Raw genomic sequence first — 24,254 nt, 5'->3', positions numbered from 1 at the left:
GTCACACCACCGGCACGAACGGGTCGTTGCCGGACACGAGCCCCTGCAGCCACGCGGCCCACTGGCCCCAGACGCCGGTGACGAGCGCGATGCCGAGCACGATGAGCATCCCGCCTCCGAGGCGCATGATCGCCAGGCGGTGCCGGCGCAGGAACGCCAGGGCCTTGGCGCTGCGCTCGACGCTGAACGCGACGAGGAGGAACGGCAGCCCGAGCCCCAGGCAGAACGCGACCGCCAGGACCCCGCCGCGGCCCGCGGTGCCGCCGTCGAGCGACAGGGCGATGATCGCGGCGAGCGTCGGGCCGATGCAGGGCGCCCAGCCGAGGCCGAACGTGATGCCCAGCAGCGGCGCGCCCCACAGGCCGGCGCGCGGGGCGAGGTGGACGCGGCGCTCGTTCTGCAGGAACGGGATGAACCCGAGGAACGCCAGGCCCATGACGATGACGACGACCCCGAGCACCCGCATGATCGTGTCCTGGTACTCCAGGAGGAACCCGCCGAGCGACCCCGCGAGCACGCCGAGCACCACGTACACGGCCGTGAACCCGGCGATGAACAGCGAGACGCCGAGCATCAGGCGGCTGCGCTGGGGCGTGGGCACAGGCGCGCCGATCGGGCGGCTCCCGGCGGCGCCGGTCATCCCCCCGAGGTAGCCCAGGTACGCCGGGACGAGCGGCAGGACGCACGGCGACGCGAACGAGACCAGCCCGGCGAGCAGCGCGACCGGGATCGCGAGCAGCAGAGACCCGGAGATGATCGCCTGGCCGAAGGCGTCACCGGCGTCCGCGAGCACGCTCACTGGGGCGTCGCAGCCGGCTCGGCCACCAGCTCGTCGATCATCGAGCGCAGGGTCGAGGGGTCGACGACGCCCAGGATCCGGCCGGCCACCAGGCCGTTGCGGTCCAGCACGACCGTCGTCGGCACGGCGTTGATCGGGACGACCCCCTCGAGCGCGGCGACGGCGGAGCCGTCCTCGTCGTGGATGCTCGGGTAGGGCACGTCGTGGGCGGCCTGGAAGGCCTGCGCGGTGCCGGTGGCGTCGGTGTGGTTGATGCCGAGGACGTGCACGCCCTTCGAGGCGTAGTCGTCGGCGACGGCGGCCAGGTCCGGCGCCTCGGCGCGGCACGGCGGGCAGTTGGCGTACCAGGTGTTGAGCACGACGACGTCGCCGAGCCAGCTCGTGACGTCCTGCGTGGCGCCCTCGTAGTCGGTGCCGCTGAGCGTCACGGGGCCCTCGCGGTCGGCGGCCACCCAGGTGCGGGTGCTGCCGTCGCCGGACTGGTAGCCCTGCTGCGCGACGTCGCTGTCGTTGGTCGCGGGACCGCACCCCGCGAGGAGGAGCAGTCCCGTCACCAGGGCGCCCGCGAGCCGTACGCGCACGTCAGGCCCCCGCGACGGTCTTGGTCCCGGGCAGCAGCGCGGCGGCGGGCTCGCTGTAGCCGATGCCGACGAGGGTGTCGCCCTCGTAGCGCAGGCTGGTCAGGGACGCGACGGAGCACTGACGCCGGCGGGGGTCGTGCCACAGGCGGCGGTTCTCGAGCGCGAGGCGCGTGACCCAGACCGGCAGCTGGTGGCTGACGAGCACGGCCTCGTGCCCGCGCGCGAGCACGAGCGCGTCCGCGACGGCACCGAGCATGCGCTCGACCTGCTCGGCGTACGGCTCGCCCCAGGACGGGCGGAACGGGTTGCGCAGGTACGGCCAGTGCTCGGGGTGGCGCAGCGAGCCGTCGCCGACCCCGAACTTCATGCCCTCGAAGTGGTTGCCCGCCTCGATGATGCGGGGCTCGGTCGAGATGTCGACCCCGAACGCCTCGGCGATCGGGGTCGCCGTCTCCTGCGCGCGCTGCAGCGGCGAGGCGATGACGGCGACGACGTCGCGGCGCGGCGGAGGGGCGGCCGCGGTCGCGCCCTTGAGCCGGCGCTCACCCCCGCGGGCACCGCTCGCCGTGCCCGCGAGGTGCGCGGCGACCGTCTCGGCCATGGCGACGCCGCGCTCGGACAGGCGGTAGCCGGGCAGCCGGCCGTAGAGCACACCCTCGGGGTTGTGCACCTCGCCGTGCCTCATCAGGTGGATCGTGGTGGCGACCATGGGGTCAGTCTCGCAAACACTCCTGTGCACTCAGCACGCGTCGAGGCTCTCCACGGCGTGACACGCGCCACCCGTCAGGTGCAGGCGCACCGTCTCCATGGCGTCACCGAGTGCTGCGAACTGCTCCGGGGTGAGCACGTCGACCAGGTGGTCGCGCACCGACTGGACGTGCCCGGGGGCCGCCGCGACGAGCGTCTCCCACCCCTTGTCGGTCATCGTCGCGTTCACGCCGCGGGCGTCGGACTCGCACGGGACGCGGGCGACGAGGCCCGACTCCTCCATGCGGCGGATCGTGTGCGTGAGCCGGCTGCGGGAGTGCGCGACGTTGTCGGCGAGCTGCGCCATCCGCAGCGTGCGCCCGGGCGCCTCGGAGAGCCGCACGAGCACCTCGTACTCGTGCGTGGACAGGCCGGACTGCGCGTCGAGCTCGTGCTCGAGCGCTCCGAGCAGTCGGGCGACGCCCTGGCGGAACGAGCGCCAGTGCTCCTGCTGCTCTGCGGTCAGCCAGACGACGGTCTCAGCCGTCGCCGTCACAGGCTCTGTGCTCGTGCTCACAACACGCTTCCTCGTCTCGGGGTTGCAGGGGGAACGCAAGTGTAGTACAACTTTGAACTAACGGATTAGTTGATCGTTCAACATCTTGAGGAGCACGTCATGAGCGCCACCACCACGACCGCACTGCCCACGGGCCTGACCGCCGGCACCTGGGCCATCGACCTCTCCCACACCGAGGCGAGCTTCACCGTCCGCCACGCGGGCATCTCCAAGGTCCGCGGCACCGTCGCGGTGACCGAGGGCACCATCACGGTCGGCGAGCACCTCGAGGCCACCTCGGTCTCGGTCACGCTCGACCCCTCCACCGTGTCCACGGGCGACGCCAACCGCGACGGCCACCTCAAGAGCGGCGACTTCTTCGACGTCGAGCAGTTCGGCCTGTGGACCTTCGTCTCCACCGGCGTCCGCGAAGAGGGCAAGAAGCACGTCATCGTCGGCGACCTGACCATCCACGGCGTCACGCAGTCCGTCGAGCTCGACACCGAGTTCAACGGCACCGCGGTGGACCCGTTCGGCAACACGCGTGCGGGCTTCGAGGCCACCGTCGCGATCTCGCGCAAGGACTTCGGCCTGACCTGGAACGCGGCCCTCGAGGCCGGCGGCGTCCTGGTCGGCGACAAGGTCACCATCGCGCTCGACGTGTCGGCCATCAAGGGCTGACCTCCTCCCGCGCACGACGACAGCCGGTGTCCCCCTCGGGGGGCACCGGCTGTTCTCATGCCGAGTCCCCCAGGCCCGCGCGGCGGCGGTCGTGGAACGCGAGGATCTGCAGCTCGGAGGCGACGTCGACGGCGCGCAGGTCCACGTGGTCCGGCACCCGCAGCGCCCGCGGTGCGAACGTGAGGATCCCGACCACGCCGGCCTCCACCAGGGCGTCGCACACCGCCTGCGCACTGGCCGCCGGGGTCGCGATGATGCCGATGGTCGCGTCCGTGCTCCGGACCAGGTCCGCCAGGCCCTCCCAGGGCTGCACGACGAGCCCCGACACGGACGTGCCGACGACGCCCGGGTCGGTGTCCACCAGCCCGACGACCGCGAAGCCGCGCTCCGCGAACACCGAGTAGCTGGCCAGCGCGTGCCCCAGGTTCCCGATGCCGACGATGACCACGCGCCGCTGCGTCGTCAGGCCCAGCACCACGCCGATCTGCTCGGACAGGTGCGCCACGTTGTACCCCACCCCCCGCCGACCGTAGGAGCCGAGGAACGACAGGTCCTTGCGCAGCTGAGCCGGGGTGACACCGGCCGCGCCCGCGAGCTCGTCCGACGAGGTCGTGACGACGCCCTCGAGCCCCTGCAGCGCCCGCAGGTACCCGGGCAGCCGCGCGACGGTCGCCGGCGGCACCTCCCGGGCAGCACTCGTCGCGCGGACTCTCGGCGTCGTCCGAGGCTCCGTCCGTTGCGTGTCCACATCGACCCCCGCGACAGCACTGTCGACCCGTCAGGGCCTGATCCTGTCCGTCAGGGTAGGGGTCAGGACGCGGCTGCCGTAAGGGTTCGCCGCAGACGCGCGGCATCGATCCGCCAGTACCCCTGCTGGACGCCGTCGACCTCGACCACCGGGATCAGCTCGCCCAGCTCGTCGACCAGGTCCCGGCCCTCGTACGGACCGGCCTCGATGTCGACCTCCGCCCACGCCGTCCCGGTCTCCTCGCACACCGCGCGGACCACCTCGCGGGCGTCGTCGCAGAGGTGGCAGCCGGTACGGCCGTAGAGGAGGACCCTCGTGTTCGCCATGCGTTCACGGTACCGACCTGGGTCGTGCGCACCGGCACAGGGTCCGTCGTTAGAGTGGAAGCGTGCGTCCGGCCCCCGAGAGCCCCGTCGCCCCGGCCCCCGTCCCGCGGGAGCCCGGGGCCAGCCCGGACGGACCACGCACCGGCGCGTTCTTCGACGTGGACAACACGATCATCCGCGGGGCGAGCGCGTTCCACCTGGCCAAGGGCCTGTACCTGCGGGGGTTCTTCCGCAAGCGCGACCTGCTGCGGTTCGGCCTGCACCAGTTCCGCTACCTGACGTTCGGCGAGAACAAGCAGCAGATCGACGAGGTTCGCCAGCGCGCGCTCGAGATCATGACCGGCCACTCGGTCGCCGAGGTCACGGCCATCGCCGAGGACGTCTACGACGAGGTCCTGCTGCTGCGCATCTACCCCGGCACCCAGAAGCTTCTCGACGAGCACATCGCGGCGGGCCACTCCGTCTGGCTCGTCACGGCCACCCCGCGCGAGATCGGCGACATCATCGCCCGGCGCCTCGGCGCGACCGGCGCCCTCGGCACCATCGCCGAGCACAAGGACGGCTACTACACCGGCCGCCTGGTCGGGGACATGCTGCACGGCCGCGCCAAGGCCGAGGCGGTCCGGGCGCTCGCGTCGAGCAACGGCATCGACCTGGCCGAGTCCTACGCCTACGGCGACTCCACCAACGACGTGCCGATCCTGTCCGAGGTCGGGTTCCCCTGCGCGATCAACCCGGACCGTCGTCTGCGTCGGCACGCCGCGCTCGTCGGCTGGCCCGTCCGCGAGTTCCGCACGCGGCGTCGCAACACCCGGCGCGGCACCGCCGTCGTCAGCGCCGCCGGTCTGGCCTGGGCGTTCGGACTCGTCGCCCGCAACGTCCTGCGCACCTGGCGGGGGTCGCACGACTCATGATCGTCCGCCCCGCGCGTCCGCACGACGTCCCCCCGCTCTCCGCCCTCGCGGCCCTGACGTTCCCGCTCGCCTGCCCGCCGGGCTCCACGGCGCAGGACCAGCAGGCGTTCATCGACGCCGTGCTCTCCCCCGCGCAGTTCACGTCGTACCTGGCCGCGCCGGACCGTGCCGTCCTGGTGGCCGACGACGACGGTGAGCTCGTCGGCTACACGATGCTCGTCTTCACCGCGCCCACCGACCCCGAGGTCGTGGCGTCCCTGACCCTCGTGCCGAGCGTCGAGCTGTCGAAGTGCTACGTCCACCCCTCGCACCACGGCGCGGGCATCGCGCACGCCCTCATGGCGTCGTCGCTCGACGTCGCCCGTGCTCGCGACGCCGCCGGCATGTGGCTCGGCGTCAACCAGCAGAACGGTCGGGCACGCGCGTTCTACGAGCGGTCCGGCTTCGCCGTCGTCGGCACCAAGCACTTCACGGTCGGTACCCGCGTCGAGGACGACTACGTCCTCGAGCGCCCCGTGTGAGCGCCGCCCACACCCTCGTCGCGCCACCCGGTCCACCGGCCACGCCGCCCGCACCCGTGCGCACCCCGCGCCGCCCGCCCCCGCCCTCGCCGTCGCCCTCCACCCGACGAGGTAGTGAGTTTCCGGCGACGTAGTGAGTCGCAACTGACGACTTCGTCGGAAACGCACTACCTCGCGCGAGTGAGGGGGCACGCGGGGGCGAGGGCTGCGGGCGCGCGAGAGAGGGGCGGCGCGAGCGAAGGGGGCTGACCTGCGCACCGGGTCGTGGCGCACCGTGTCCGGGCACAACAAAACGGGCCCGGCGTCGGCCGAGCCCGTCGTGCTGCGTCCTACGCCGGGTCGCCCCGGCGCGGGGTCACTTCTTGTTGCGGCGCTGGTGGCGCGTCTTGCGAAGAAGCTTGCGGTGCTTCTTCTTGGCCATCCGCTTGCGGCGCTTCTTGATGACGGAACCCATGGGTCCTCACTTCGCTTCCGGGTGGAGGCCCGGCGGACGGGCCGTGCCTGCTGGTGGTCGATCGATGCGCGTGCAATGCCGGTGCAACCGAGTCGTCCACGCACGCAGAAAGTCCGAGGCTCTACCTTACGCGATCTTCAGGGCCCACCGCGACGCGCGGTCGAACTCAGGAGCTGCGACGGTCCTCGTCGGCGACAGGAGCCTCGACGGGGAGCGACGTGGCCAGGTAGTGGTCCAGGGCGTCCTGCGGGACGCGGAAGGACCGGCCGACGCGGACGCCGGGCATCTCGCCCGAGTGCAGCAGGCGGTAGACGGTCATCTTGGAGACGCGCATGATCTCAGCCACCTCGAGCACCGTCAGGTACCGGGTGCGGGCCGGCTGCTCGCTCATGCGGTCATGTCTCCTTCTAGGCCCTGCGACGTGCGCGGTCGCACGTCCACCGGAGGACGCCTGGTCAGCGTAGTGGCGCGTGGGACTGGAGTGAAAGGGGGGACGCGTGGGACTCGCTCGTGCGGCCCAGCGCCTCAGTCGTGCTCGGGATCGAGACCCAGCAGCGGGAAGACGGCCGCCCGGGTGGCGCGGATGGCGCGGTCGACGTCGTCGCCGGGGTCGTAGCCCGACGACCAAGGGCTGAACCGGGCGTCGCGGCCGTCCGTCATGACGTCCGGCCCCTGTCGGCCGTACCGCTCCTGGACGAGCGTGCGCCAGCTCGCCGGCACCACCGTGGCCGGGTCGATCGGCTGGTGGGTGGCGATGCCGAGCAGGTGGGTCCACGACCGCGGCACCACGTCGACGACGGCGTACCCGCCGCCGCCGAGCGCGACCCACCGACCGCCGGCAACCTCGTGCGCGAGCCCGTGCAGGATCTCCGCGGCCCGGCGCTGGCCGTCGAGGCTGACCCGAAGATGGGTCAGCGGGTCGAGCACGTGCGTGTCGCAGCCGTGCTGGGTGACCAGGACGTCGGGGGCGAACGCGCGCACGACCGCGGGGACCACGGCGTCGATCGCGCGCAGCCAGCCCGCGTCGCCCGTGCCGGAGGGCAGCGCGATGTTCACCGCCGTGCCGTCGGCGCCGCCCGTCTCCCGCGGGTGGCCCGTGCCCGGGAAGAGCGCCTGGCCCGTCTCGTGGATGGAGACCGTGAGCACGCGCGGCTCGTCCCAGAACACCTGCTGGACGCCGTCGCCGTGGTGCGCGTCGACGTCGACGTAAGCGACCCGCTCGGCGCCCGCGTCGAGGAGGGCGCGGATCGCGACGGCGGCGTCGTTGTAGACGCAGAAGCCCGACGCGGCGGCGGGCATGGCGTGGTGCAGCCCGCCCGTGACGTTGACCGCGTGGACCGCGCGGCCCTCCCAGACGGCCAGCGCCGAGTCGACCGAGCCCTGCACGACGCGCGCCGTGGCCGCGTGCATGTCCGGGAAGATCGGGTCGTCCGTGGTGCCCAGCCCGCGGTCGAGGTCGACCACGCCGTCGGTCGCGGCCAGGTGCACCGCGGCGATGTAGGCGCGATCGTGCACGGTCGCGAGCAGGTCGTCGGTGGCGACGGCCGCGTCGGCCAGCTCGACGTCGGGTGCGTCGAACAGGCCGAGGTCCTGGGCCAGCCGGATCGTCAGGTCCAGCCGCTCGGACGTCATCGGGTGCCCCTGCCCGAAGTCGTACGCGAGCATGTCCCGCGACCAGACCACGCGCACCGGACCGGTGAGGGGCTGCTCCGTCATGCGCCCACCGTCGCACCCGTCCGGGCCGGTGTCGATTCCGCCGGAGGCTGTGTCGGCTCGGTCCCGGCGCCGCGCGCGTGCCAGAGTGAGCCCGTTCGGGTGCGGAGCGGGAGGTTCGATGGCGCGGGGTGGACCCGGCGTGGCGTGGCGGGCGCGCGAGTACGTCGACCGCTCGGCTCGTCATTCCCCGGCTCGGCTCGCGCTCGGCGTGTTCGCGCTGGTCATCTCCATCTTCACGGTCCTGCTCTCGACGCCGTGGGCGACTGCGGGCGGTCGGCGCGCTCCGTTCGTCGACGCGTTCTTCACCGCGACCTCGGCCAGCACCGTCACCGGACTGGTGGTCGTCCCGACGGGCTCGTACTGGTCGACCACGGGCCAGGTCGTGATCCTCGTCGCGATCCAGGTGGGTGGCCTCGGCGTCATGACCCTGGCCTCGCTGCTCGGCATGGCCGTCTCGCGTCGCATCGGCCTGACGCAGCGGCTCCTCGTGTCGTCGGAGACCAAGGAGACCCGTCTCGGCGAGGTCGGCTCCCTGATCCGCACCGTCATCATCACGTCGCTGACGCTCGAGGCGTTCATCGCGGTCGTCCTGTTCCCGCGGTTCCTCATCTACGACGAGTCGGTGGGGCAGGCCGCGTGGCACTCGGTCTTCTACGCGATCTCGTCGTTCAACAACGCCGGCTTCATCCCGACGACGTACGGCCTGGACCCGTTCGTCTCCGACTGGTGGGTCCTGCTGCCGATCATCATCGGCGTGTTCATCGGCTCGCTCGGGTTCCCGGTGATCCTCAACGTCGCCCGGCACCTGCGCGAGCCGCGGCGCTGGAGCCTGCACTCCAAGCTCACGATCACGACGAGCCTCGCGCTGGTCGTCGTCGGGGCTCTCCTCATCGCCGCGTTCGAGTGGACCAACCCCGAGACCTTCAAGCCGTTGGACTTCAGCGGGACGACCCTCGCGGCGCTGTTCGCCGGGGTCATGCCACGCTCCGGCGGCTTCTCGACGGTCAACGTCGGCGACATGCACGAGGCCACCTGGCTGGTCAACGACGCCCTCATGTTCGTCGGTGGAGGCTCGGCCTCGACCGCCGGCGGCATCAAGGTGACCACGCTGGCCGTCATGCTCCTGGCGATCCTCGCCGAGGGGCGCGGCGACAAGGACGTCGAGGCGTACGGTCGGCGCATCCCGCGCGAGGCGCTCCAGGTCGCCATCGCGGTCACCATGGTCTCGGCGACGTTCGTGCTCGTCGCGTCGCTGCTCCTGCTCTCCATGACCAACCTGGCGCTCGACCAGGTGCTCTTCGAGGTGATCTCCGCGTTCGCGACCTGCGGGTTGTCCACCGGGATCACACCTGACCTGCCAGATCAGGCCAAGTACGTGCTCGCTGTGCTCATGTTCATCGGCCGAACGGGCACGATGACGCTTGCGGCCGCGCTCGCGCTGCGCAACCGTCGTCGGGTCATCCGGCTACCGGAAGAGAGGCCGATCATTGGCTGACAGATTCGGCGACCTGTCCAAGGGGTCGCAGAACGCACCGCGCGCGCCGAAGAAGGACTCCGGCGTGCTCGTCATCGGGCTCGGCCGGTTCGGGTCCGCCATCGCCGCGACCCTCGACCGGCTCGGGCAGGACGTGCTCGCCGTCGAGCGCAACCCCGAGCTCGTCGCGCAGTGGGCCGGACGGATCGCGCTCGTCGAGGCGGACGCCGCCAACCCGGACGCGCTCGAGCAGCTCGGTGCCCGCGAGTTCCCGGTGGCCGTCGTCGGTGTCGGGTCCTACCTCGAGGCGTCCGTGCTCATCACGGGCAACCTCGTCGACATCGGGGTGCCGCAGATCTGGGCCAAGGCCGTCAGCAACGAGCACGCCCGCATCCTGCAGCGGATCGGCGCCCACCACGTGGTGCTGCCCGAGGCCGACGCCGGCGCACGCGTGGCCCACCTGGTGTCCGGCAAGCTGCTCGACTACATCGAGGTCGAGGACGGGTTCACCATCGTGAAGATGCGGCCGCCCAAGGAGACCCAGGGGTTCACGCTCGCGCAGTCCAAGGTGCGCGAGCGGTACGGCGTGACGGTGGTCGGCGTGAAGAGCCCCGGGCTCGACTTCGTCTACGCGACGCCGCAGACGCGCCTCTCGTCGAACGACCTGATCATCGTCTCGGGCCACGCCGACCTGCTGGAGCGCTTCGCCGCCCGGCCGTGACGGCGGCTCGTCGGGCCCGCTACTGGGTGGACTCGACGATCACCGCGCGCAGCCGCTCACAGACCGCCTGATCGCCGGCGAGGTCCACCGCGTCCTCGGACGAACGGCCCCACAGCCAGAGGTCGAGGTCCCACGCGGTCCCGCTCACGGTCGCGGCGACGTCGCCGGCGTCCGCGACCAGCTCGGCGCACTCGTCGTCGTAGGTCTTGCCCGTCTTCGGCGACGTGCCCGTGAACCTGCCGAACGCGAGCACCCAGTCGCGGGCGGCGTCGGTCGCGCGCAGCCGCACCGTAGCCCCGTCCGGCGTGAAGACGGCCCACGGCGGGAGGCCGCTGACCATCACGCCCAGCATCTCGTCGACCCCGTCGGTCGCGAGGGTGACCCCGGGATCGCTCACCGCCAGACCGGCGGTCTGCTCGGCGTCCACCCGGTGCACCAGCGCCTCGTGCGCCTGCCGGCGGTACACCCAGCCGACCGTCCCGCCGGCGGGCGACCAGGACCAGCACGCATCGGCGGGGTCGTGGGCCGCGAGGGCGTCGAGCAGGGCGGTGGTGCGGGTCCGCAGGAACGGCACGAGCTCGGCGTCCGCGCGTCTCTCGGTCTCCTCGAGGTCGTCCGGTCCCGTGGGCGCCTGCGCGACGAGGCTCGACCAGAAGTCCTGCACCTCGCCGAGGTGGTAGGCGAGGTCGGAGACGTCCCACCCGTCGCACGCGGGAACGGCCGCGCCGGGGCTCGCCGCGGCCATCGCGTCCGCCGCCCGCGCCGACTCCCGCGCGATCACGTCGGCGTAGTCCGCGGGCGTCAGCGCTGCGTCGGCTTCCGGTGGCTGGTCCATGCGGGCACGCTAGCGGCGGTCACCGACATGCACACCCGGTCCGCCCGATCTACGGTGACGCGTGCTCACCGACACGCTCCGCCGGCACGGTCCCGCGCTCGGGCTGGCCGCCCTGCTGGGGACCTCCGGCGCGATCCACCTGGTCCGGCCGCGCGTGTTCCACGGGCTCATCCCGCGCGTGCTCGGCGACCCCGGGCCATGGGTGCTGGGCAGCGGCGTGGTCGAGCTGGGGTGCGCCGCGGCGCTCGTCGTCCCGCGCACCCGACAGGCCGGCGGGCTGGCGTCGGCGGTCCTGCTGGTCGGGGTGTTCCCGGGCAACGTCACGATGGCCGTGCGGTCGCCGCGACGCCTCACGACCCGGACCGCCGCAGCCTGGGCCCGGCTGCCGGTGCAGGTCCCGCTGGTCGCGTGGGCCTGGAGCGTCTACAGGGGTGCCGCGAGGTAGTGCTGCAGCGTCGGCGCGACCAGCTCGACCACGCGCTCCCTGGGCAGCGACGAGATCGGCTGCAGGTGGGCGACGTTGCGCGAGAAGAGGACGCCGGCCACGTGGGCGACCACGAGCGAGACCCGCAGCTCCCCGTCCGGGCCGGGCAGGACGCGCGCGACCTCGTCGTACACCTCGCGTCCCACGTAGCCGAGCAGGGCCTCGGCGTGCACCTCGCTCGAGCTCAGGCCCGCGAACGCGACCCGGATCGCCGCTCCGCCGTCGGCCTCCCACAGCTCGAGGACCACGCGCAGCAGCCGCTCGCCGAGCCCGTCGATCCCGCCCGCGACCACCTGGGTGACGAGATCCTCGGGCTCCACGTGGGCCGGGACCATCCCGGCGGCGAACAGCTCCGCCTTGTCCTGGAAGTAGTGCCGCACGAGCGCCGGGTCGACGTCCGCGCGGCGCGCGACCGATCGGATGCTGGCGCCGTCGTAGCCCCGCTCGGCGAACTCGTCGCGGGCGGCGGCCAGGATGGTGCTGCGCGTGTCGCCACCCGACGGGCGCCGGCCGCGCGGGCGGGCCGACTCCGCCGGACGGGCTTCGGACGTCGACATGCACCGAGCCTAGGACGGGTTCGTCAGGTCTTCACGACGAGTACTGGGCACCCAGCTCGCGCGACCGGTCCCGTGCTGCCTCGGCCGCCGCGACGATGCCTGCGCGCACGCCGCGGGCGTCGAGCACCTGGACCGCCGCGACGGTCGTCCCGCCCGGAGACGACACCCGCTCGCGCAGCACCGCCGGGTGGTCGCCGGACTGTGCCGCGAGCGCCGCGGAGCCCTCGACGGTGGCCACGGCGAGCCTCGTCGCGACGTCCCGACTGAGGCCGAGCAGCACGCCCGCCTCCGCCATCGCGTCGATCACGTAGAACGCGTACGCCGGCCCGGACCCCGAGATCGCGGTGACCGCGTCCAGGTCCTTCTCCTCCACCCGGAGCACCAGCCCGGTGTCGGCGAGCATCTTCTCGACGAGGACCAGGTGGCCGGCGCTCGCGTGGGTGCCGGCCGCGATCGCGCTGGCGCCCTTGCCGACGACCGCGGGGGTGTTCGGCATGACCCGGACCACGGGCGTGCCCTGGGCGAGCCTCTTCTCGTAGGTCGCGATCGGCAGGCCTGCGGCGACGCTGACCACGAGCGCGCCGCCGCGCAGCACGGGCCGGATCTCGTCGAGCACCGACCCGACGACGTTCGGCTTCACCGCGATCAGGACCACGTCGGCGCGTCCGGCGGCCTGCGCGTTCGACGCGCCCGTCCGCACGCCGTAGGTCTTGGCCAGCTCGCCCGCGCGCTCGACGGCCCGCTCGGTGACCTCGACCTGAGCGGCGCCCCAACCCGCGGTGAGCAGCGCGCTGAGCAGGGTCTCCCCCATCACGCCGCCGCCCAGGACCGCCACCTGCGGGGTGCCCTGCTGGCTGGACTGCTCCGTCATCGTCGTCCTCCGTCCGTGCCGCGCCCGCGACGCGCAGAGCCTACCCAGCGGGCCGCGCACGGGCGTGACGTCCGAGCAGATGTGGCCCCTGGGGCGCATCTGCTCGGACGTCGCGGGTCAGCCGCCCGCCGGGCCGCCGTCCGTGAAGCCTGCCGGTGGGCCACCGGCAGGGCCACCCTCGAACACGAAGCTCTGCGGGCCCTGGTCGTCTCCGCCCAGCCCGGACAGGCCGCCGTTCGACGAGGACGACGTCCCGGTGTCGATGGCCTGGTCGAGGTCGGCCAGCACCACCTCCTGGCCGAGCGAGAGGCCGTCGGTGATCTCCGTACGCTCGGCGCCGACCGCTCCGACCGTGACGGTGACGTCGGTCGGGGTGCCGTTCTTCAGCACCTGGACCGTCGTCGCGGTGCCGTCCACGTGGACCGCGGACGTGGGGACCGTGAGCACCTGGTCGGCGCCGGCGACCTGGATCCGGACCGTCGCCGACGCGCCGTCGTACAGCTGCACGTCGGTCGGGTCGACGGCCAGGACGACCGTGTAGGCCGGCTCGCTGGTCTGCGACGCGTCGAGGATCCCGATGCTGGAGACCGTGCCGGTGAGCGACGCGTCCGTGCTCGGTGTCGTGAGGGTCGCGCTCTGGCCGAGCTGGACGATGTCGATCTTGTTCAGCGGGACCGTCGTGGTGACCGTGTAGCCGTTGGTCCCGATGACCGTGACGACGGCCGTGGTCGACGACGCCTCGACCGAGTCGCCGGCGGCCACCGAGACCGCCGCGACCGTGCCCGCGATCGGGCTGGTCAGCGTCGCGAACGGCAGCTTGCTCTGCGCGAGCGCGACGTTCGCCTCGGCCAGGTCGATCGCGGCCTGGTCGGCCAGGATCGTCGCCGCGGACGCGACGGCGGTCGAGCCGCTGGGACCGCTGCTCGCGGCAGGGGTCGTGGCCTGCGCCGACGGGGACGCCGAGGGCTTCGACTGGTCGGTCGGCGTGGACGCGTCCGTCGGCGTGGACGGGGTGGTCGGCGTGGTCGGGGTGTCGCCGGACGCCGACGAGGCGATCGCCTTCTGCAGCGCGACGACCGAGTCGTCGAGCGCCTTCGCCAGCGTCTGGAGAGCCTGCTGCTGGGCGTCCGTGGCAGTCTGCGCGTCGAGGGCGCCGGACAGCGCCGCCTGGCAGTCCGCGAGCGCCTGGGCGACGGCGGTCGTGTCGGGCACGGTCGGGTCGGCAGGGTCGGCGGGATCGGCCGGGTCCGTGGGATCGGCCGGATCAGCGGGGTCCGACGCGTCCGCGGGGTCCGTCGCGTCGTCGTCGGATCCCGTGACGTCCGTGGGGACGACGGCCAGGAACGCCGCGCACGACGCCTGCGACGCCGTCACGCTGTCGCCGCTCGCGGCGAGCGCGTCGGCCGCAACCTGGTACTGGTCGAGCAGCGCCTGCTGGGCGTGCAAGACGTCCTCGACGGCCTTCGCCACGGCCGGGTCGGTCGCGTCGCCGCCGTGGTCGGTGTCCCCGGTCGGCGGCGTGGACGCGCTCGGCTCGGCCGACGGGGTCGACGAGCCGGTGTCGCCCGAGGAGCCGGTGTCGCTGGTCGAGCCCGTGTCGCCGGCGGAGCTCGACGAGTCCGAGGAGTCCGAGCTCGACGACGACTGCGAGGCGAGGTCGTCGCTGAGCTGCTGCTGCGCCGTGGCCAGGTCGGCCTGCGCCTTGTCGACCGCGTCCTGCAGGGACTCGGTGTCCAGGGTCGCCAGCGTGTCACCGGCGGCGACCACCTGGCCGACGCTGACGTCCACGCTCGCGACCGTGCCGGAGACCGAGAACGACGCGTCGCGGCGCGCGGCCGAGGCGATCGTGCCGACCGAGTCGATGAGCTGCTCGACGCTGGACCTCTCGGCCGCGACGGTCCGGTACCGCGAGCCCTCGCCGCCGGTCACCGCGAGCGCGACCCCTCCGCCGGCCGCGACCAGCACGACCGCGCCGGCGGTGCCGAGCACGACGATCCGACGACGACGGGCCCGCCGCCGGGCCGCCAGGGACGGCCGGACCTCGGCGGTCTCGGAGACGGAGCCGCGGTCACGCATCGGTGCCACCCTGGCTGTCGTCGGAACCCTGCTGCCCGCCGGGACCGCCGCCGGTGAAGCCGCCGGGGCCGCCGTTCATGACGAACCCGGCGGTGCACGAGCCGTCGGTCGGCGCGGAGATGCTGACCGTCGTCGCGGTGACCTTGCCGCTGTCGTCGGCCTCGCCGCGCGCGGTGGCGCACTGACCGACGACGACCGCGGTCGCGTCCGCCGCCTGGGTGCGCGTGTACGTGGTGTCGGCCGAGACGGTGACGGTCCGGGAGGTCGTCGTGGTGTCGTCGGAACCCGGGCTCATCGAGACCGCGTCGAGCGTGATCGTCCCGCCGTCGACCGCGGTGACCTTGCCGCTCGCGCCGCCGCCGAACATCCGCAGCTGTCCGGGAGCACCCGAGGGCGCGCCCGACGGGGCCGTGCCGTCGCCGGGCGGGTTCGGCGCGTCGGTCGGTGCGCCGTCGGGAAGGTCGCCGCCCCCACCGCCGGGTCCGCCGCGGAAGTCGCCGCCCCCGAGGGTGCAGGTGCCGTCGTCGGCCGGCTCGGTGATCCGGATGCTCGTCGCGGCGATCGGCGACGAGGTGTCGGCGCCGGACGAGTCGCTGGAGGAGCCCGAGGAGTTGGACGAGCCGGAGGACGTGCTCGGCGCCGCGACCGCCGTGACGCAGGAGCCGACGGACACGTCGGACAGGGCGGCGGCGACCTGCGCGGTGAACGTGGTGGTGTCCGTCCAGGTCACGGCGGTCTGGGAGTCGGTGCTGCGCAGCTGCATCACGCTCCCGGTGACGGAGACGATCTCGCCGGACGCGCCGCCGCGGCCGGGGCCGCCGTCCTGCTGCTGCGCACGCGCAGGACCGTCGGTCGCGGCGGCGGACGGTGCCGCGGCAGCCGGCTCGGTGCCGCCGCTGCAGGCGCTCAGCACCAGGACGGTGGCCGCCGCGAGGGCGGGAAGCACCAGCGCGGTGCGACGTCGGGTGTTCATGGGAGCTCCTTGCTATTCCGCGCGCAGCGCGTCGATGGGGGCCAGTCGCGCGGCGCGCGTGGCGGGGTAGACGCCGAAGACGAGTCCGATGACCATGGCGACCACGACGGCACCGACCACCGCGGCGCCGGACACGACGACCGAGGTGTCGAGCAGGTCGGGCAGGACCTGGGCGGCGACGATGCCGAGGGCGGCGCCGAGGATCCCGCCGGAGAGGCCGAGCACCGTGGCCTCGACCAGGAACTGCCGCCGGATGGCCCACGGCGGGGCGCCGAGCGCCTTGCGCAGTCCGATCTCGCGGGTCCGCTCGGTGACCGAGACGAGCATGATGTTCATGACCCCGATCCCGCCGACGAGCAGCGACAGGGCCGCGATCCCGGTGAGCAGGACGGTGAGCGTCTTGTAGACCGCGGTCGCGGTGGACACCAGCGCGTCCTGGCTGTTGATCGTGAAGTCGGCGCCGTCGGCGCTGGTGATCCCGTGCAGGTTGAGCAGCAGGGTCTGCGCCTCCTGGTAGGCGGCGTTCAGCTGGTCGGTCGAGGCGGCCTGGACGTAGATCGTCGAGACCGCGTTGCGGCTCAGCCCGCCCGTCACGGTGTCCGCCGCGGTCGACATCGGGAGCACGGCGACGTCGTCGAGGTCGCTGTCCCCGGACGCGCCCTCGGCCTCGAGCACACCGACCACGCGGAGCTCCGTGCCGTTCACGGTGACCGTCTGCCCCACGGCGCGCGTCGTGCCGAACAGCTCCTGCGCCGTCTCGGGTCCGAGCACGACGACCGCCGCGCGCTTCGCCTCGTCGTCGGCGGTGAAGAACGCGCCGCTCGCGACGGTCCGCCCGCGCACGTCGAGCCAGTCGGTCGTCGTGCCCGTGACCGTGGTGGTCCAGTTGGTGTCGTTGGCCTCCAGCGACGCGCTCGTCGTCTTCTCGGCGGCGACGGCGCCGATGTCGGGCGCGTTCACCGACGACGCGAGCGCCTCGGCGTCCGCGGTGGTCAGCGTGGTCCGCGAGCCGAAGCCGCCGCGGACGCCGTCGGTCCCGGTGCTGCTGCCCGGCCGGACGATGAGCAGGTTGCTGCCGAGCTCGCTGATCTGCGCGCTGACGTCCTTCTGCGTGCCCAGGCCCAGCCCGACCGTGAGGATCACCGCGGCGATCCCGATGAGGATGCCGAGCACGGTGAGGATCGAGCGCAGCGCGTGCGTGTGCACGGCGGCCCACCCGGTGCGGAAGGTCTCCATCCAGGTCATCGGGCACCACCGTCCGAGGTGCCGTCCGTGGTGATCTGACCGTCCATGACGCGCACCACCCGCTCGGCCCGCTCAGCCACGTCGGCCTCGTGCGTGATGAGCACGATGGTCCGGCCCTGCGCGTGCAGCTCGTCGAAGAGCCCGAGGATCTCGTGGGTCGACGACGAGTCGAGGTTGCCGGTCGGCTCGTCGGCGAGCAGCAGTGCGGGTTCGCCGACGAGGGCGCGGGCCACCGCGACGCGCTGCTGCTGGCCTCCCGACAGCTCGCCGGGCCGGTTGGCCAGGCGGTCGCCGAGGCCGACGCGCTCGAGGGCCGCGGTGGCCCTGCGGTGACGCTCGGAGCCGTGCACCCGGCCGTAGACCAGGGGCAGCTCGACGTTGCGCAGCGCCGACAGCGACGGTAGGAGGTTGAACTGCTGGAACACGAAGCCGATGCGGCGGTTGCGGATGTCGGCGAGGTCGATCTCGTCGAGCTCGCTCACGTCCTCGCCGGCCAGCCGGTACGAGCCGCGGCTCAGCGTGTCCAGGCAGCCGAGGATGTTCATCAGCGTCGACTTTCCGGACCCCGACGGGCCCATGACGGCCACGTACTCGCCCTGCTCGATCCGCAGGTCCACGCCCTTCAGCGCCTCGAACTCGATGCTCCCGGACGTGTACGTCTTGCCGACGTCCACGAGGTCGATGACCGGGAAGGTGTCGGTCGCCGTCGCCTCGTCGAAGAACGGCAGCGTCAGCTCAGCCATTCGCCGGACCGCCGCCCTGCTCGCCGAGCTGGGGGCCGACGACCGTGCCGCCACCGGGGTCGCCCTGGAAGAACTGGCCGCCGCCGGGGAGCTGCCCGCCCTGCTGCTGGTTGTCCCGCCCGGTCCCGCCGGTGCCCGGCGTGAACACCGCGAGCACGACCTCGTCGCCCTCGGCCAGGCCGTCGGTGATCTCGGTGAGGTTCCCGGACGTCTCGCCGACCGTCACGTCGACGGTCGTCGTCTTGCCGTCGGCGTCCTGCACGTCGACCGTCGACTTCCCGTCGGTCGTGGTGACCGCCAGGCTCGGGACGGTGAGCACGTCGGTGCGGCGTTCGTAGATGAGCTTCACGTCCGCGGAGACCCCGTCGTGCAGGCCCTCCTGGTCGCCCGTCACCGCGACCGTCACCGGGTAGGCCGCGACGCCCGTGTCGCTGGTGGACAGCAGGCCGATCGCGCTGATCGTGCCGAAGACGGGCGTCGTCGCACCGTCGAGGGTGACCTCCGCCTGGTCACCGACCGCGACGAGCGCGATGTCGGCGTCCGAGACCGAGACCTCGACCTCCCAGCTGTCGGTCGAGACGATCGTGAACTGCGCGGCCGTGTCCCCGGTCGCGCCCTGACCCTGCGCTGACCCGACGACGTCCCCGACCTCGAGGGTGGCCGCGGTGAGCAGCCCGGCGACCGGCGCGACGAGCGTCGCCCCGTTCATCGCCGTCTGCGCCGTGTCGACGCCCGACTGCGCGACGTCGACCTGGGCCTGTGCGGCCGCGATCTGCGCGTTGCTCGACGTCGTCCCCGTGCCCGCGTCCTTGGCGTCCGAGAGCTTGGCCTGCGCGCTCGCCAGCGTCGCCTTGGCCTGCAGCAGGTCGGCCTGCAGCTCCAGCGTGTCGACCGTCGCGAGCGTCTGCCCGGCGGTGACCGTCTGCCCGACCGCGACCGGCACCGAGGTGACGGTCCCGCTCACCTCGAAGCTCACGTCCTGCTGCACGGACGGCGTCAGCGTCCCCGTGCCGCTGACCGACTTCTCCATGGTCGTCAGGCTCGCGGCGACCGTCCGGGTGATCTGCTGGGCCGTCGCCGCCGACGCATCCCGGATCCCGAACCACCAGACGGCCCCGCCGGCGAGCGCCACGACGACCACCAGCCCGAGCGTCCGCGTGAGCGGACTCGTACGCGTCCATACGCGCTGCATCTTGTTCCTCACGTCTGTGACCAGGCCGAACTGCCTGGGCCGAACGTAGGAACACCCCCTGGGCCGCGCGTAGCACCGGCCTGTGGCTGACCTGTGAGAAGCACGCGACGTCCGCACTCGTGGGCGCCCTGGGGCACACGAGTGCGGACGCTCGGTGGAGCTTTACGACGAGGGGAGCAGCAGGCCGTCGCGGATCAGGCCTCGGGTCGACGGCAGGACGTCAGCGGCGACGGCGTCGGCGCCCACCTCGAGCAGGGCACCGAGGGCGGCGACGATCTGGCCGACCGACAGCTCGCCGTCGCACGCGCCGACGAACCCGGCGAGCGCGGTGCCCGCCTGGACGGCACGGCCGAAGCCGCCGCCCTGGCGCAGCAGGACCACCTGCGGGTCGGCGTCGCCGGGCGTCAGGTAGCGCTCCTCGGTGACGTCCGGCGCGACGACCAGGTGCGAGGCCAGCAGGCCGTCGTCGTCGTGGAACTCGAGCCAGTCGTGAGCCTCGAGGGACGCGGCGATCGCCGGTCCGAGCGGCTGACGCACCGTGCCGGTGACCTCCTCGAGCCGGCGCAGCGACGGCGCCCCGGACAGCGGCCGGCGCAGCGTGAGGACGCCGAACCCGATCGCCTCGACGTCGCGGGACGCGAAGTCGTCGAGCCATGCCCCGTAGCGGGAGGCCCAGGCCGCGCGGTCGCGGTCGGGCGTCGTGCCGCCGTCGCGGATCCACGTCTCGGCGTACTGGGCGGGGTCCTGCAGCTCGCGCTGGATCACCCAGCCGTCGAGCCCGGACGCGTCCAGCCAGCTGCCCACGCGCTCGTGCCACTGCTCGCCGCGGCGGACCTCCCAGTTGCCCAGCAGCTGCGCGACGCCGCCCGGCGCCAGCACCGCACCGACGCCCTCGACCAGCTCCTGCACGATCGCGTCGCCGGCGCGGCCGCCGTCCCGGTACTCGTACGCGGGCATGCCGGGGGTGCGGGGCGTGATGACGAAGGGCGGGTTGCTGACGACGAGGTCGAAGCGCTCGTCGGCGACGGGCTCCAGCATCGAGCCCACGCGGAGCTCCAGGTCGACGCCCGCGAGCAGCGCGTTGAACCGCGCGAACTCCAGCGCGCGCAGGGAGATGTCGGTGCCGACGACCCGCCGGGAGTGGCGCGACGCGTGCAGCGCCTGGATGCCGCAGCCCGTCCCGAGGTCGAGGACGAGCCCGCGGGGGTCGCGGACCGTGACCTGGGCCAGCGTCGTCGAGGCGCCGCCGACGCCGAGCACGTGGTCGGTGCGCAGCGCGTGCCCGGTGGCCAGCTCGCCCAGGTCGGACGCGATCCACCAGTCGACCTCGCCGCGCCCGTCGACCGCCGCGTACGGGCGCAGGTCCACGAGCGCGCGCACCTGGTCGGCTCCCGTCTCGACGAGCCCGAGGGCGACCGCACCGTCGATGCCGAGCGTGGGGAACACGGCGCTGATCAGCCGCGCCGGGACGACCGCACCCAGCAGGAACGCGCGCACCAGCACCGCGACGGGCTCGTCGGAACCCGCGGTGGCGCGCAGCGCGGGGACGGGCTCCTCGCGGTGCAGGGCGTCGGCGGCGACCGCCCCGAGGACCTCCTCGACGCCGGCGACGCCGTAGCCGGAGGTGGTCAGGTCGCTGCGCAGCAGGTCGATCAGGGCGGGGTCGTGTTCCACGACGCAAGTGTCTCAGTGCAGGTCGACGACGATCGGCCGGTGGTCGCTGCCCGCCTCGACCGCCGGGCCGTCGGGCACGGACACCCCGGTGACGAGCACGTCGGGCGTCACGACGACGGCGTCGATCCGCTGCCGCGCACCCGCCGACGGGAACGTGGGGCCCGTCGGCACCGGAGCCGAGCCCAGGTGCGTGGCGAGCCGCGCCCACGCCGGGCCGTCGGGCTGCTCGTTGATGTCGCCGAGCACCACGGTCCGGCTCGTCGGCACGACGGTCGTCAGGATCCGGTCGACGTGCGCGGCCCGCTCGGCCCGCACGAGCGAGAGGTGGACGACGACGACCGTGATCCCGTCGACGACCGCGACCGAGACGCCGCGCCGCGTCCGTCCCGGCCGCCACGACAGCCGGACCGCGCGACCGCCGTGCACCGAACCGTCCCGCACCAGCAGCGCCGTCGTGCGGGCGCCCCGGCCGCTGACCACCGGAACCAGCCCGACCGCCGCCCCGAACCGGCGCATGCGACGCCGGCCGAACAGTCCGCGGGGCGGCTCCTGGACGGCGAGCACGTCGGGCTCCGCGGACCGGACGACGGACGCGGCCGCCTGGGCCGACATGTGCAACCCCTTGAGGTTGTAGGTCATGACCCTCATGCGCCGAGCAGTGCCAGCAGCCGGGCGAGCTCGACCAGGTCGCCGTCGGACAGGGCCGCGAACGCGGAGTCCTCGCCGAGCGCGCCCGCGGTCACGGTGCGCGTCGCCCGGCCCGCCGGCGTGAGCGTGACGACCTTCGAGCGCCGGTCCAGCGGGTCCTCCGACCGGTTCACCAGCCCGAGCGCACCGAGGCGCTCGACCAGCGTGGTGACGTTGGACCGGTCGCAGCGCATCGTCAGCGCGAGGTCCTTCATCGCGGGCGGGTCGGTCTCCGGGTCCAGGTTCCACAGGAGCTCGGCGAGCGGGGCGGTCAGCCGGCTCGGCCGCACGAGCTCGTCGACGTCGTTGCCCACCACGCGCGTGCACGCCGCGAACGCGACCGCCACCTCCCGCACCAGGTCGTTGCGCTGCACGCTGGACACCATAGCGACGCCCCCGGTCGCAGCAGCGGCCGGGGGCGTCACGTGCGGACCGTCAGCGGGCGAGCAGCTTCTCCGCCTCGCGGGTCAGGTCGCCCTTGTCGTCGCGCGCCGCACGCAGGCGGGACGCGATGACGGCACCGAACGCGATGGCCGCGGCCACGGCCGCGATCCCGATGCGCAGCGCCGTGTTCGCGTCGTCGCCGACCGAGACGGCCACGACGGCCGGGGCGATGAGCAGCGCGACCAGGTTCATGACCTTGATCAGCGGGTTGATGGCCGGGCCGGCGGTGTCCTTGAACGGGTCGCCGACGGTGTCGCCGATGACCGCGGCCGCGTGGGCGTCGGAGCCCTTGCCGCCGAAGTTGCCGTCCTCGACGATCTTCTTCGCGTTGTCCCAGGCGCCGCCGGAGTTGGCGAGGAACACGGCCATGAGGACGCCGGCCGCGATGGCCCCACCGAGGAACCCGGCGAGCGGGCCGACGCCCAGACCGAAGCCGACGGCGATCGGCGCGAACGCCGCGAGGAGGCCCGGGGTGGACAGCTCGCGCAGCGAGTCGCGCGTGCAGATGTCGACGACGCGGCCGTACTCGGGGCGCTCCTCGTACGTCATGATCCCCGGGTGCTCGCGGAACTGGCGGCGGACCTCGAACACGATGGCACCGGCCGCGCGGGTGACCGCGTCGATGGCCAGGCCCGAGAAGAGGAACACCGTCGCGCCGCCGAGGATCACGCCGACGAGCGTGACCGGGCTGATGATCTGGTAGTTGAGCATCGCGGCCTGGAGGTCGCTGCCGACCGAGCCGGTGACGTCGCTGACGGCGGTCTGCACCGCATCCGCGTACGAGCCGAACAGCGCGGTCGCGGCGAGCACGGCCGTCGCGATCGCGATGCCCTTGGTGACGGCCTTGGTGGTGTTGCCCACGGCGTCGAGGTCCGTGAGGATCTGCGCGCCCTCGGGGGTGACGTCGCCCGACATCTCGGCGATGCCCTGCGCGTTGTCGCTCACCGGGCCGAACGTGTCCATCGCGACGATGACGCCGACGGTGGTCAGCAGGCCGCAGCCGGCCAGGGCGATGAGGAACAGGGCCAGGCCGATCGATCCGCCGGCCAGCAGGAAGACCCCGCAGATCGCGGCGGCGATGATGCCGGCGGTGTAGACGGCCGACTCGAAGCCGACGCCGATGCCCGACAGGACGACCGTGGCCGCGCCCGTGAGCGTGGTGCGCGCGACGTGGAGCGTCGGCTTGCTCGTCGTCCCGGTGAAGTAGCCCGTGACCCACAGGATGATGCCGGCCAGGACGACGCCGATGGCGACCGCGACCGACGCGATGAGACGCGGGTCGCCCGCGTGGTCGGCGAGGCCGGACGCGACGCCGTCGATCTCGGCGAACGTCGACGGCAGGTAGATGAACGCGGCGATCGCGGAGAGCAGGACGCCGACCAGCGCGGCGATGTAGAAGCCGCGGTTGATCGCGGTCAGGCCCGACTCGGCGCCGCGGACGCGCGTGATCGCCACACCGAGGACGGCGACGATCGCCCCCATCGCCGTGACGATGAGCGGGAACACCAGGCCCTGCTCGCCGAACGCGGCCTTGCCCAGGATCAGGGCCGCGACGAGCGTCACGGCGTAGGACTCGAACAGGTCGGCGGCCATGCCGGCGCAGTCGCCGACGTTGTCGCCCACGTTGTCGGCGATGGTCGCCGCGTTGCGCGGGTCGTCCTCGGGGATGCCCTGCTCGACCTTGCCGACGAGGTCGGCCCCGACGTCCGCGGCCTTGGTGAAGATGCCGCCGCCGACGCGCATGAACATGGCGAGCAGCGCGGCACCGAAGCCGAAGCCCTCGAGGACCGCGGGCGCCTCGCCCTTGTAGATGAGGACGACCGCGGAGGCACCGAGCAGGCCCAGGCCCACCACGCTCATGCCCACGAAGCCGCCGGTCTTGAACGCGATGCGCGAACCCTCGGCACGCCCGCCCGGCTGGGACGCGGCCGCGGCGACCCGGACGTTCGCCCGCGTCGCGAGCCACATGCCCAGGTACCCGATCGTCGCCGAGAACACGGCGCCGACGAGGAAGAAGACGGACCGCCCGACCTTGACGCCGCCGTCGCCGGGGAGCAGGAAGAGCAGGGCGCACACGACGACCGCGAACAGCGCCAGGGTGCGGAACTGCCTGCTCAGGTAGGCCGAGGCCCCCTCCTGCACCGCCTTGGCGATGTCTTGCATCTTCTCGGTGCCCTCGCCCGCCGCGAGCACCTGGCGGCGTAGTACGACAGCGAAGATCAGTGACACGACGGCGATCGCCGCGATGACACCGACGATCGTGAGGCTCGTGGACCCGAGCTCGACCATGCATCC

The 24,254-nt window shown here is 73.2% G+C and carries 27 protein-coding genes; 6 read left to right on the top strand and 21 right to left on the bottom strand.

Features of this window, described 5'->3' with window-relative positions; translation table 11 throughout:
• Position 1 precedes the first annotated feature (1 nt).
• The 4 genes from AC1DUE_RS16580 to AC1DUE_RS16565 are packed head-to-tail and all read right to left on the bottom strand — an operon-like array spanning position 2 to position 2,644.
• The gene (locus tag AC1DUE_RS16580; protein ID WP_477040513.1) at positions 2 to 799 is read right to left on the bottom strand and encodes a cytochrome c biogenesis CcdA family protein; all 798 of its coding nucleotides are present in this window, start codon (positions 797 to 799) and stop codon (positions 2 to 4) included.
• Positions 796 to 1,380 (bottom strand): TlpA family protein disulfide reductase, encoded by a 585-nt coding sequence (locus AC1DUE_RS16575; protein WP_477040512.1) that lies wholly within the window; start codon positions 1,378 to 1,380, stop codon positions 796 to 798. The genes AC1DUE_RS16580 and AC1DUE_RS16575 overlap by 4 nt, the downstream gene beginning before the upstream one ends.
• Position 1,381: 1 nt before the next feature.
• Positions 1,382 to 2,089: a histidine phosphatase family protein gene (locus tag AC1DUE_RS16570; RefSeq protein WP_477040511.1), complete on the bottom strand. Its 708-nt coding sequence runs from the start codon at positions 2,087 to 2,089 to the stop codon at positions 1,382 to 1,384.
• Positions 2,090 to 2,119: 30 nt separating this feature from the next.
• Positions 2,120 to 2,644, bottom strand: a complete 525-nt coding sequence (locus AC1DUE_RS16565) for a MarR family winged helix-turn-helix transcriptional regulator (RefSeq protein ID WP_477040510.1) — start codon at positions 2,642 to 2,644, stop codon at positions 2,120 to 2,122.
• Between the two features lie 99 nt (positions 2,645 to 2,743).
• Here AC1DUE_RS16565 and AC1DUE_RS16560 point away from each other — a divergent pair, with 99 nt between their 5' ends.
• A complete protein-coding gene (locus AC1DUE_RS16560; protein ID WP_477040509.1) occupies positions 2,744 to 3,304 on the top strand; it encodes a YceI family protein in 561 nt (186 codons plus the stop codon).
• A gap of 55 nt (positions 3,305 to 3,359) precedes the next feature.
• Here the strand turns inward: AC1DUE_RS16560 and AC1DUE_RS16555 are convergent, their stop codons facing one another.
• Entirely contained in the window at positions 3,360 to 3,986 is a 627-nt protein-coding gene (locus tag AC1DUE_RS16555; RefSeq protein ID WP_477040508.1) for a redox-sensing transcriptional repressor Rex, read from the bottom strand.
• Positions 3,987 to 4,114: 128 nt separating this feature from the next.
• Positions 4,115 to 4,378: a glutaredoxin family protein gene (locus AC1DUE_RS16550; RefSeq protein WP_477040507.1), complete on the bottom strand. Its 264-nt coding sequence runs from the start codon at positions 4,376 to 4,378 to the stop codon at positions 4,115 to 4,117.
• Between the two features lie 62 nt (positions 4,379 to 4,440).
• On the opposite strand from AC1DUE_RS16550, the gene AC1DUE_RS16545 reads away from it, so the two are divergent.
• Both AC1DUE_RS16545 and AC1DUE_RS16540 read left to right on the top strand, forming a co-directional pair.
• Positions 4,441 to 5,292, top strand: coding sequence for an HAD family hydrolase (locus AC1DUE_RS16545; protein ID WP_477040506.1), 852 nt, complete (start codon positions 4,441 to 4,443; stop codon positions 5,290 to 5,292).
• Positions 5,289 to 5,813 (top strand): N-acetyltransferase family protein, encoded by a 525-nt coding sequence (locus AC1DUE_RS16540; RefSeq protein ID WP_477040505.1) that lies wholly within the window; start codon positions 5,289 to 5,291, stop codon positions 5,811 to 5,813. Before AC1DUE_RS16545 ends, AC1DUE_RS16540 begins: the two co-directional genes overlap by 4 nt.
• Positions 5,814 to 6,168: 355 nt before the next feature.
• On the opposite strand, the gene AC1DUE_RS16535 is transcribed toward AC1DUE_RS16540, so the two are convergent.
• The 3 genes from AC1DUE_RS16535 to AC1DUE_RS16525 all read right to left on the bottom strand — a co-directional run bounded on the left by AC1DUE_RS16535 (position 6,169) and on the right by AC1DUE_RS16525 (position 7,983).
• Positions 6,169 to 6,267 carry a 30S ribosomal protein bS22 gene (locus AC1DUE_RS16535; protein WP_003792170.1) on the bottom strand — a complete coding sequence of 33 codons (99 nt, stop codon included), beginning with the start codon at positions 6,265 to 6,267 and terminating at the stop codon, positions 6,169 to 6,171.
• Positions 6,268 to 6,433: 166 nt separating this feature from the next.
• Positions 6,434 to 6,658, bottom strand: a complete 225-nt coding sequence (locus AC1DUE_RS16530) for a helix-turn-helix domain-containing protein (protein ID WP_477040504.1) — start codon at positions 6,656 to 6,658, stop codon at positions 6,434 to 6,436.
• 134 nt (positions 6,659 to 6,792) lie between these two features.
• Positions 6,793 to 7,983: an acetoin utilization protein AcuC gene (locus AC1DUE_RS16525; protein ID WP_477040503.1), complete on the bottom strand. Its 1,191-nt coding sequence runs from the start codon at positions 7,981 to 7,983 to the stop codon at positions 6,793 to 6,795.
• 118 nt (positions 7,984 to 8,101) lie between these two features.
• On the opposite strand from AC1DUE_RS16525, the gene AC1DUE_RS16520 reads away from it, so the two are divergent.
• On the top strand, positions 8,102 to 9,478 hold the full coding sequence (locus AC1DUE_RS16520; protein ID WP_477040502.1) for a TrkH family potassium uptake protein: 1,377 nt from the start codon (positions 8,102 to 8,104) through the stop codon (positions 9,476 to 9,478).
• The gene (locus tag AC1DUE_RS16515; RefSeq protein WP_477040501.1) at positions 9,471 to 10,178 is read left to right on the top strand and encodes a potassium channel family protein; all 708 of its coding nucleotides are present in this window, start codon (positions 9,471 to 9,473) and stop codon (positions 10,176 to 10,178) included. The genes AC1DUE_RS16520 and AC1DUE_RS16515 overlap by 8 nt, the downstream gene beginning before the upstream one ends.
• Before the next feature lie 19 nt (positions 10,179 to 10,197).
• On the opposite strand, the gene AC1DUE_RS16510 is transcribed toward AC1DUE_RS16515, so the two are convergent.
• Positions 10,198 to 11,013, bottom strand: coding sequence for a maleylpyruvate isomerase N-terminal domain-containing protein (locus tag AC1DUE_RS16510; RefSeq protein ID WP_477040500.1), 816 nt, complete (start codon positions 11,011 to 11,013; stop codon positions 10,198 to 10,200).
• A 61-nt stretch (positions 11,014 to 11,074) separates the two neighbouring features.
• Between AC1DUE_RS16510 and AC1DUE_RS16505 the strand changes: the two genes are divergently transcribed.
• Positions 11,075 to 11,458, top strand: coding sequence for a DoxX family protein (locus AC1DUE_RS16505; protein ID WP_477040499.1), 384 nt, complete (start codon positions 11,075 to 11,077; stop codon positions 11,456 to 11,458).
• Here AC1DUE_RS16505 and AC1DUE_RS16500 read toward each other — a convergent pair.
• The 11 genes from AC1DUE_RS16500 to AC1DUE_RS16450 all read right to left on the bottom strand — a co-directional run bounded on the left by AC1DUE_RS16500 (position 11,437) and on the right by AC1DUE_RS16450 (position 24,248).
• Entirely contained in the window at positions 11,437 to 12,054 is a 618-nt protein-coding gene (locus tag AC1DUE_RS16500; protein ID WP_477040498.1) for a TetR/AcrR family transcriptional regulator, read from the bottom strand. The genes AC1DUE_RS16505 and AC1DUE_RS16500 overlap by 22 nt on opposite strands.
• 31 nt (positions 12,055 to 12,085) lie before the next feature.
• Entirely contained in the window at positions 12,086 to 12,925 is an 840-nt protein-coding gene (gene proC, locus AC1DUE_RS16495) for a pyrroline-5-carboxylate reductase (protein ID WP_477040497.1), read from the bottom strand.
• Between the two features lie 117 nt (positions 12,926 to 13,042).
• The gene (locus AC1DUE_RS16490) at positions 13,043 to 15,001 is read right to left on the bottom strand and encodes a hypothetical protein (protein WP_477040496.1); all 1,959 of its coding nucleotides are present in this window, start codon (positions 14,999 to 15,001) and stop codon (positions 13,043 to 13,045) included.
• Positions 14,994 to 15,974 (bottom strand): hypothetical protein, encoded by a 981-nt coding sequence (locus AC1DUE_RS16485; RefSeq protein WP_477040495.1) that lies wholly within the window; start codon positions 15,972 to 15,974, stop codon positions 14,994 to 14,996. The genes AC1DUE_RS16490 and AC1DUE_RS16485 overlap by 8 nt, the downstream gene beginning before the upstream one ends.
• A gap of 12 nt (positions 15,975 to 15,986) precedes the next feature.
• Positions 15,987 to 17,219, bottom strand: coding sequence for an ABC transporter permease (locus tag AC1DUE_RS16480; protein WP_477040494.1), 1,233 nt, complete (start codon positions 17,217 to 17,219; stop codon positions 15,987 to 15,989).
• The gene (locus AC1DUE_RS16475) at positions 17,216 to 17,962 is read right to left on the bottom strand and encodes an ABC transporter ATP-binding protein (protein WP_477040493.1); all 747 of its coding nucleotides are present in this window, start codon (positions 17,960 to 17,962) and stop codon (positions 17,216 to 17,218) included. The genes AC1DUE_RS16480 and AC1DUE_RS16475 overlap by 4 nt, the downstream gene beginning before the upstream one ends.
• On the bottom strand, positions 17,955 to 19,166 hold the full coding sequence (locus AC1DUE_RS16470) for an efflux RND transporter periplasmic adaptor subunit (RefSeq protein WP_477040492.1): 1,212 nt from the start codon (positions 19,164 to 19,166) through the stop codon (positions 17,955 to 17,957). The genes AC1DUE_RS16475 and AC1DUE_RS16470 overlap by 8 nt, the downstream gene beginning before the upstream one ends.
• 150 nt (positions 19,167 to 19,316) lie before the next feature.
• Positions 19,317 to 20,828, bottom strand: coding sequence for a DUF7059 domain-containing protein (locus AC1DUE_RS16465; RefSeq protein WP_477040491.1), 1,512 nt, complete (start codon positions 20,826 to 20,828; stop codon positions 19,317 to 19,319).
• A 12-nt stretch (positions 20,829 to 20,840) separates the two neighbouring features.
• Complete coding sequence (locus AC1DUE_RS16460) at positions 20,841 to 21,476, bottom strand: endonuclease/exonuclease/phosphatase family protein (RefSeq protein WP_477040490.1); 636 nt, start codon at positions 21,474 to 21,476, stop codon at positions 20,841 to 20,843.
• A complete protein-coding gene (locus AC1DUE_RS16455) occupies positions 21,473 to 21,889 on the bottom strand; it encodes a MarR family winged helix-turn-helix transcriptional regulator (RefSeq protein ID WP_477040489.1) in 417 nt (138 codons plus the stop codon). The genes AC1DUE_RS16460 and AC1DUE_RS16455 overlap by 4 nt, the downstream gene beginning before the upstream one ends.
• 61 nt (positions 21,890 to 21,950) lie before the next feature.
• On the bottom strand, positions 21,951 to 24,248 hold the full coding sequence (locus AC1DUE_RS16450; protein WP_477040488.1) for a sodium-translocating pyrophosphatase: 2,298 nt from the start codon (positions 24,246 to 24,248) through the stop codon (positions 21,951 to 21,953).
• Between the last annotated feature and the right edge of the window lie 6 nt (positions 24,249 to 24,254).

The sequence above is a fragment of the Cellulomonas sp. P4_A2 genome (assembly GCF_056402515.1).
The sequence above is the reverse complement of the archived record's forward strand: the minus strand, read 5'-3'. Positions and strand labels throughout refer to the sequence as shown.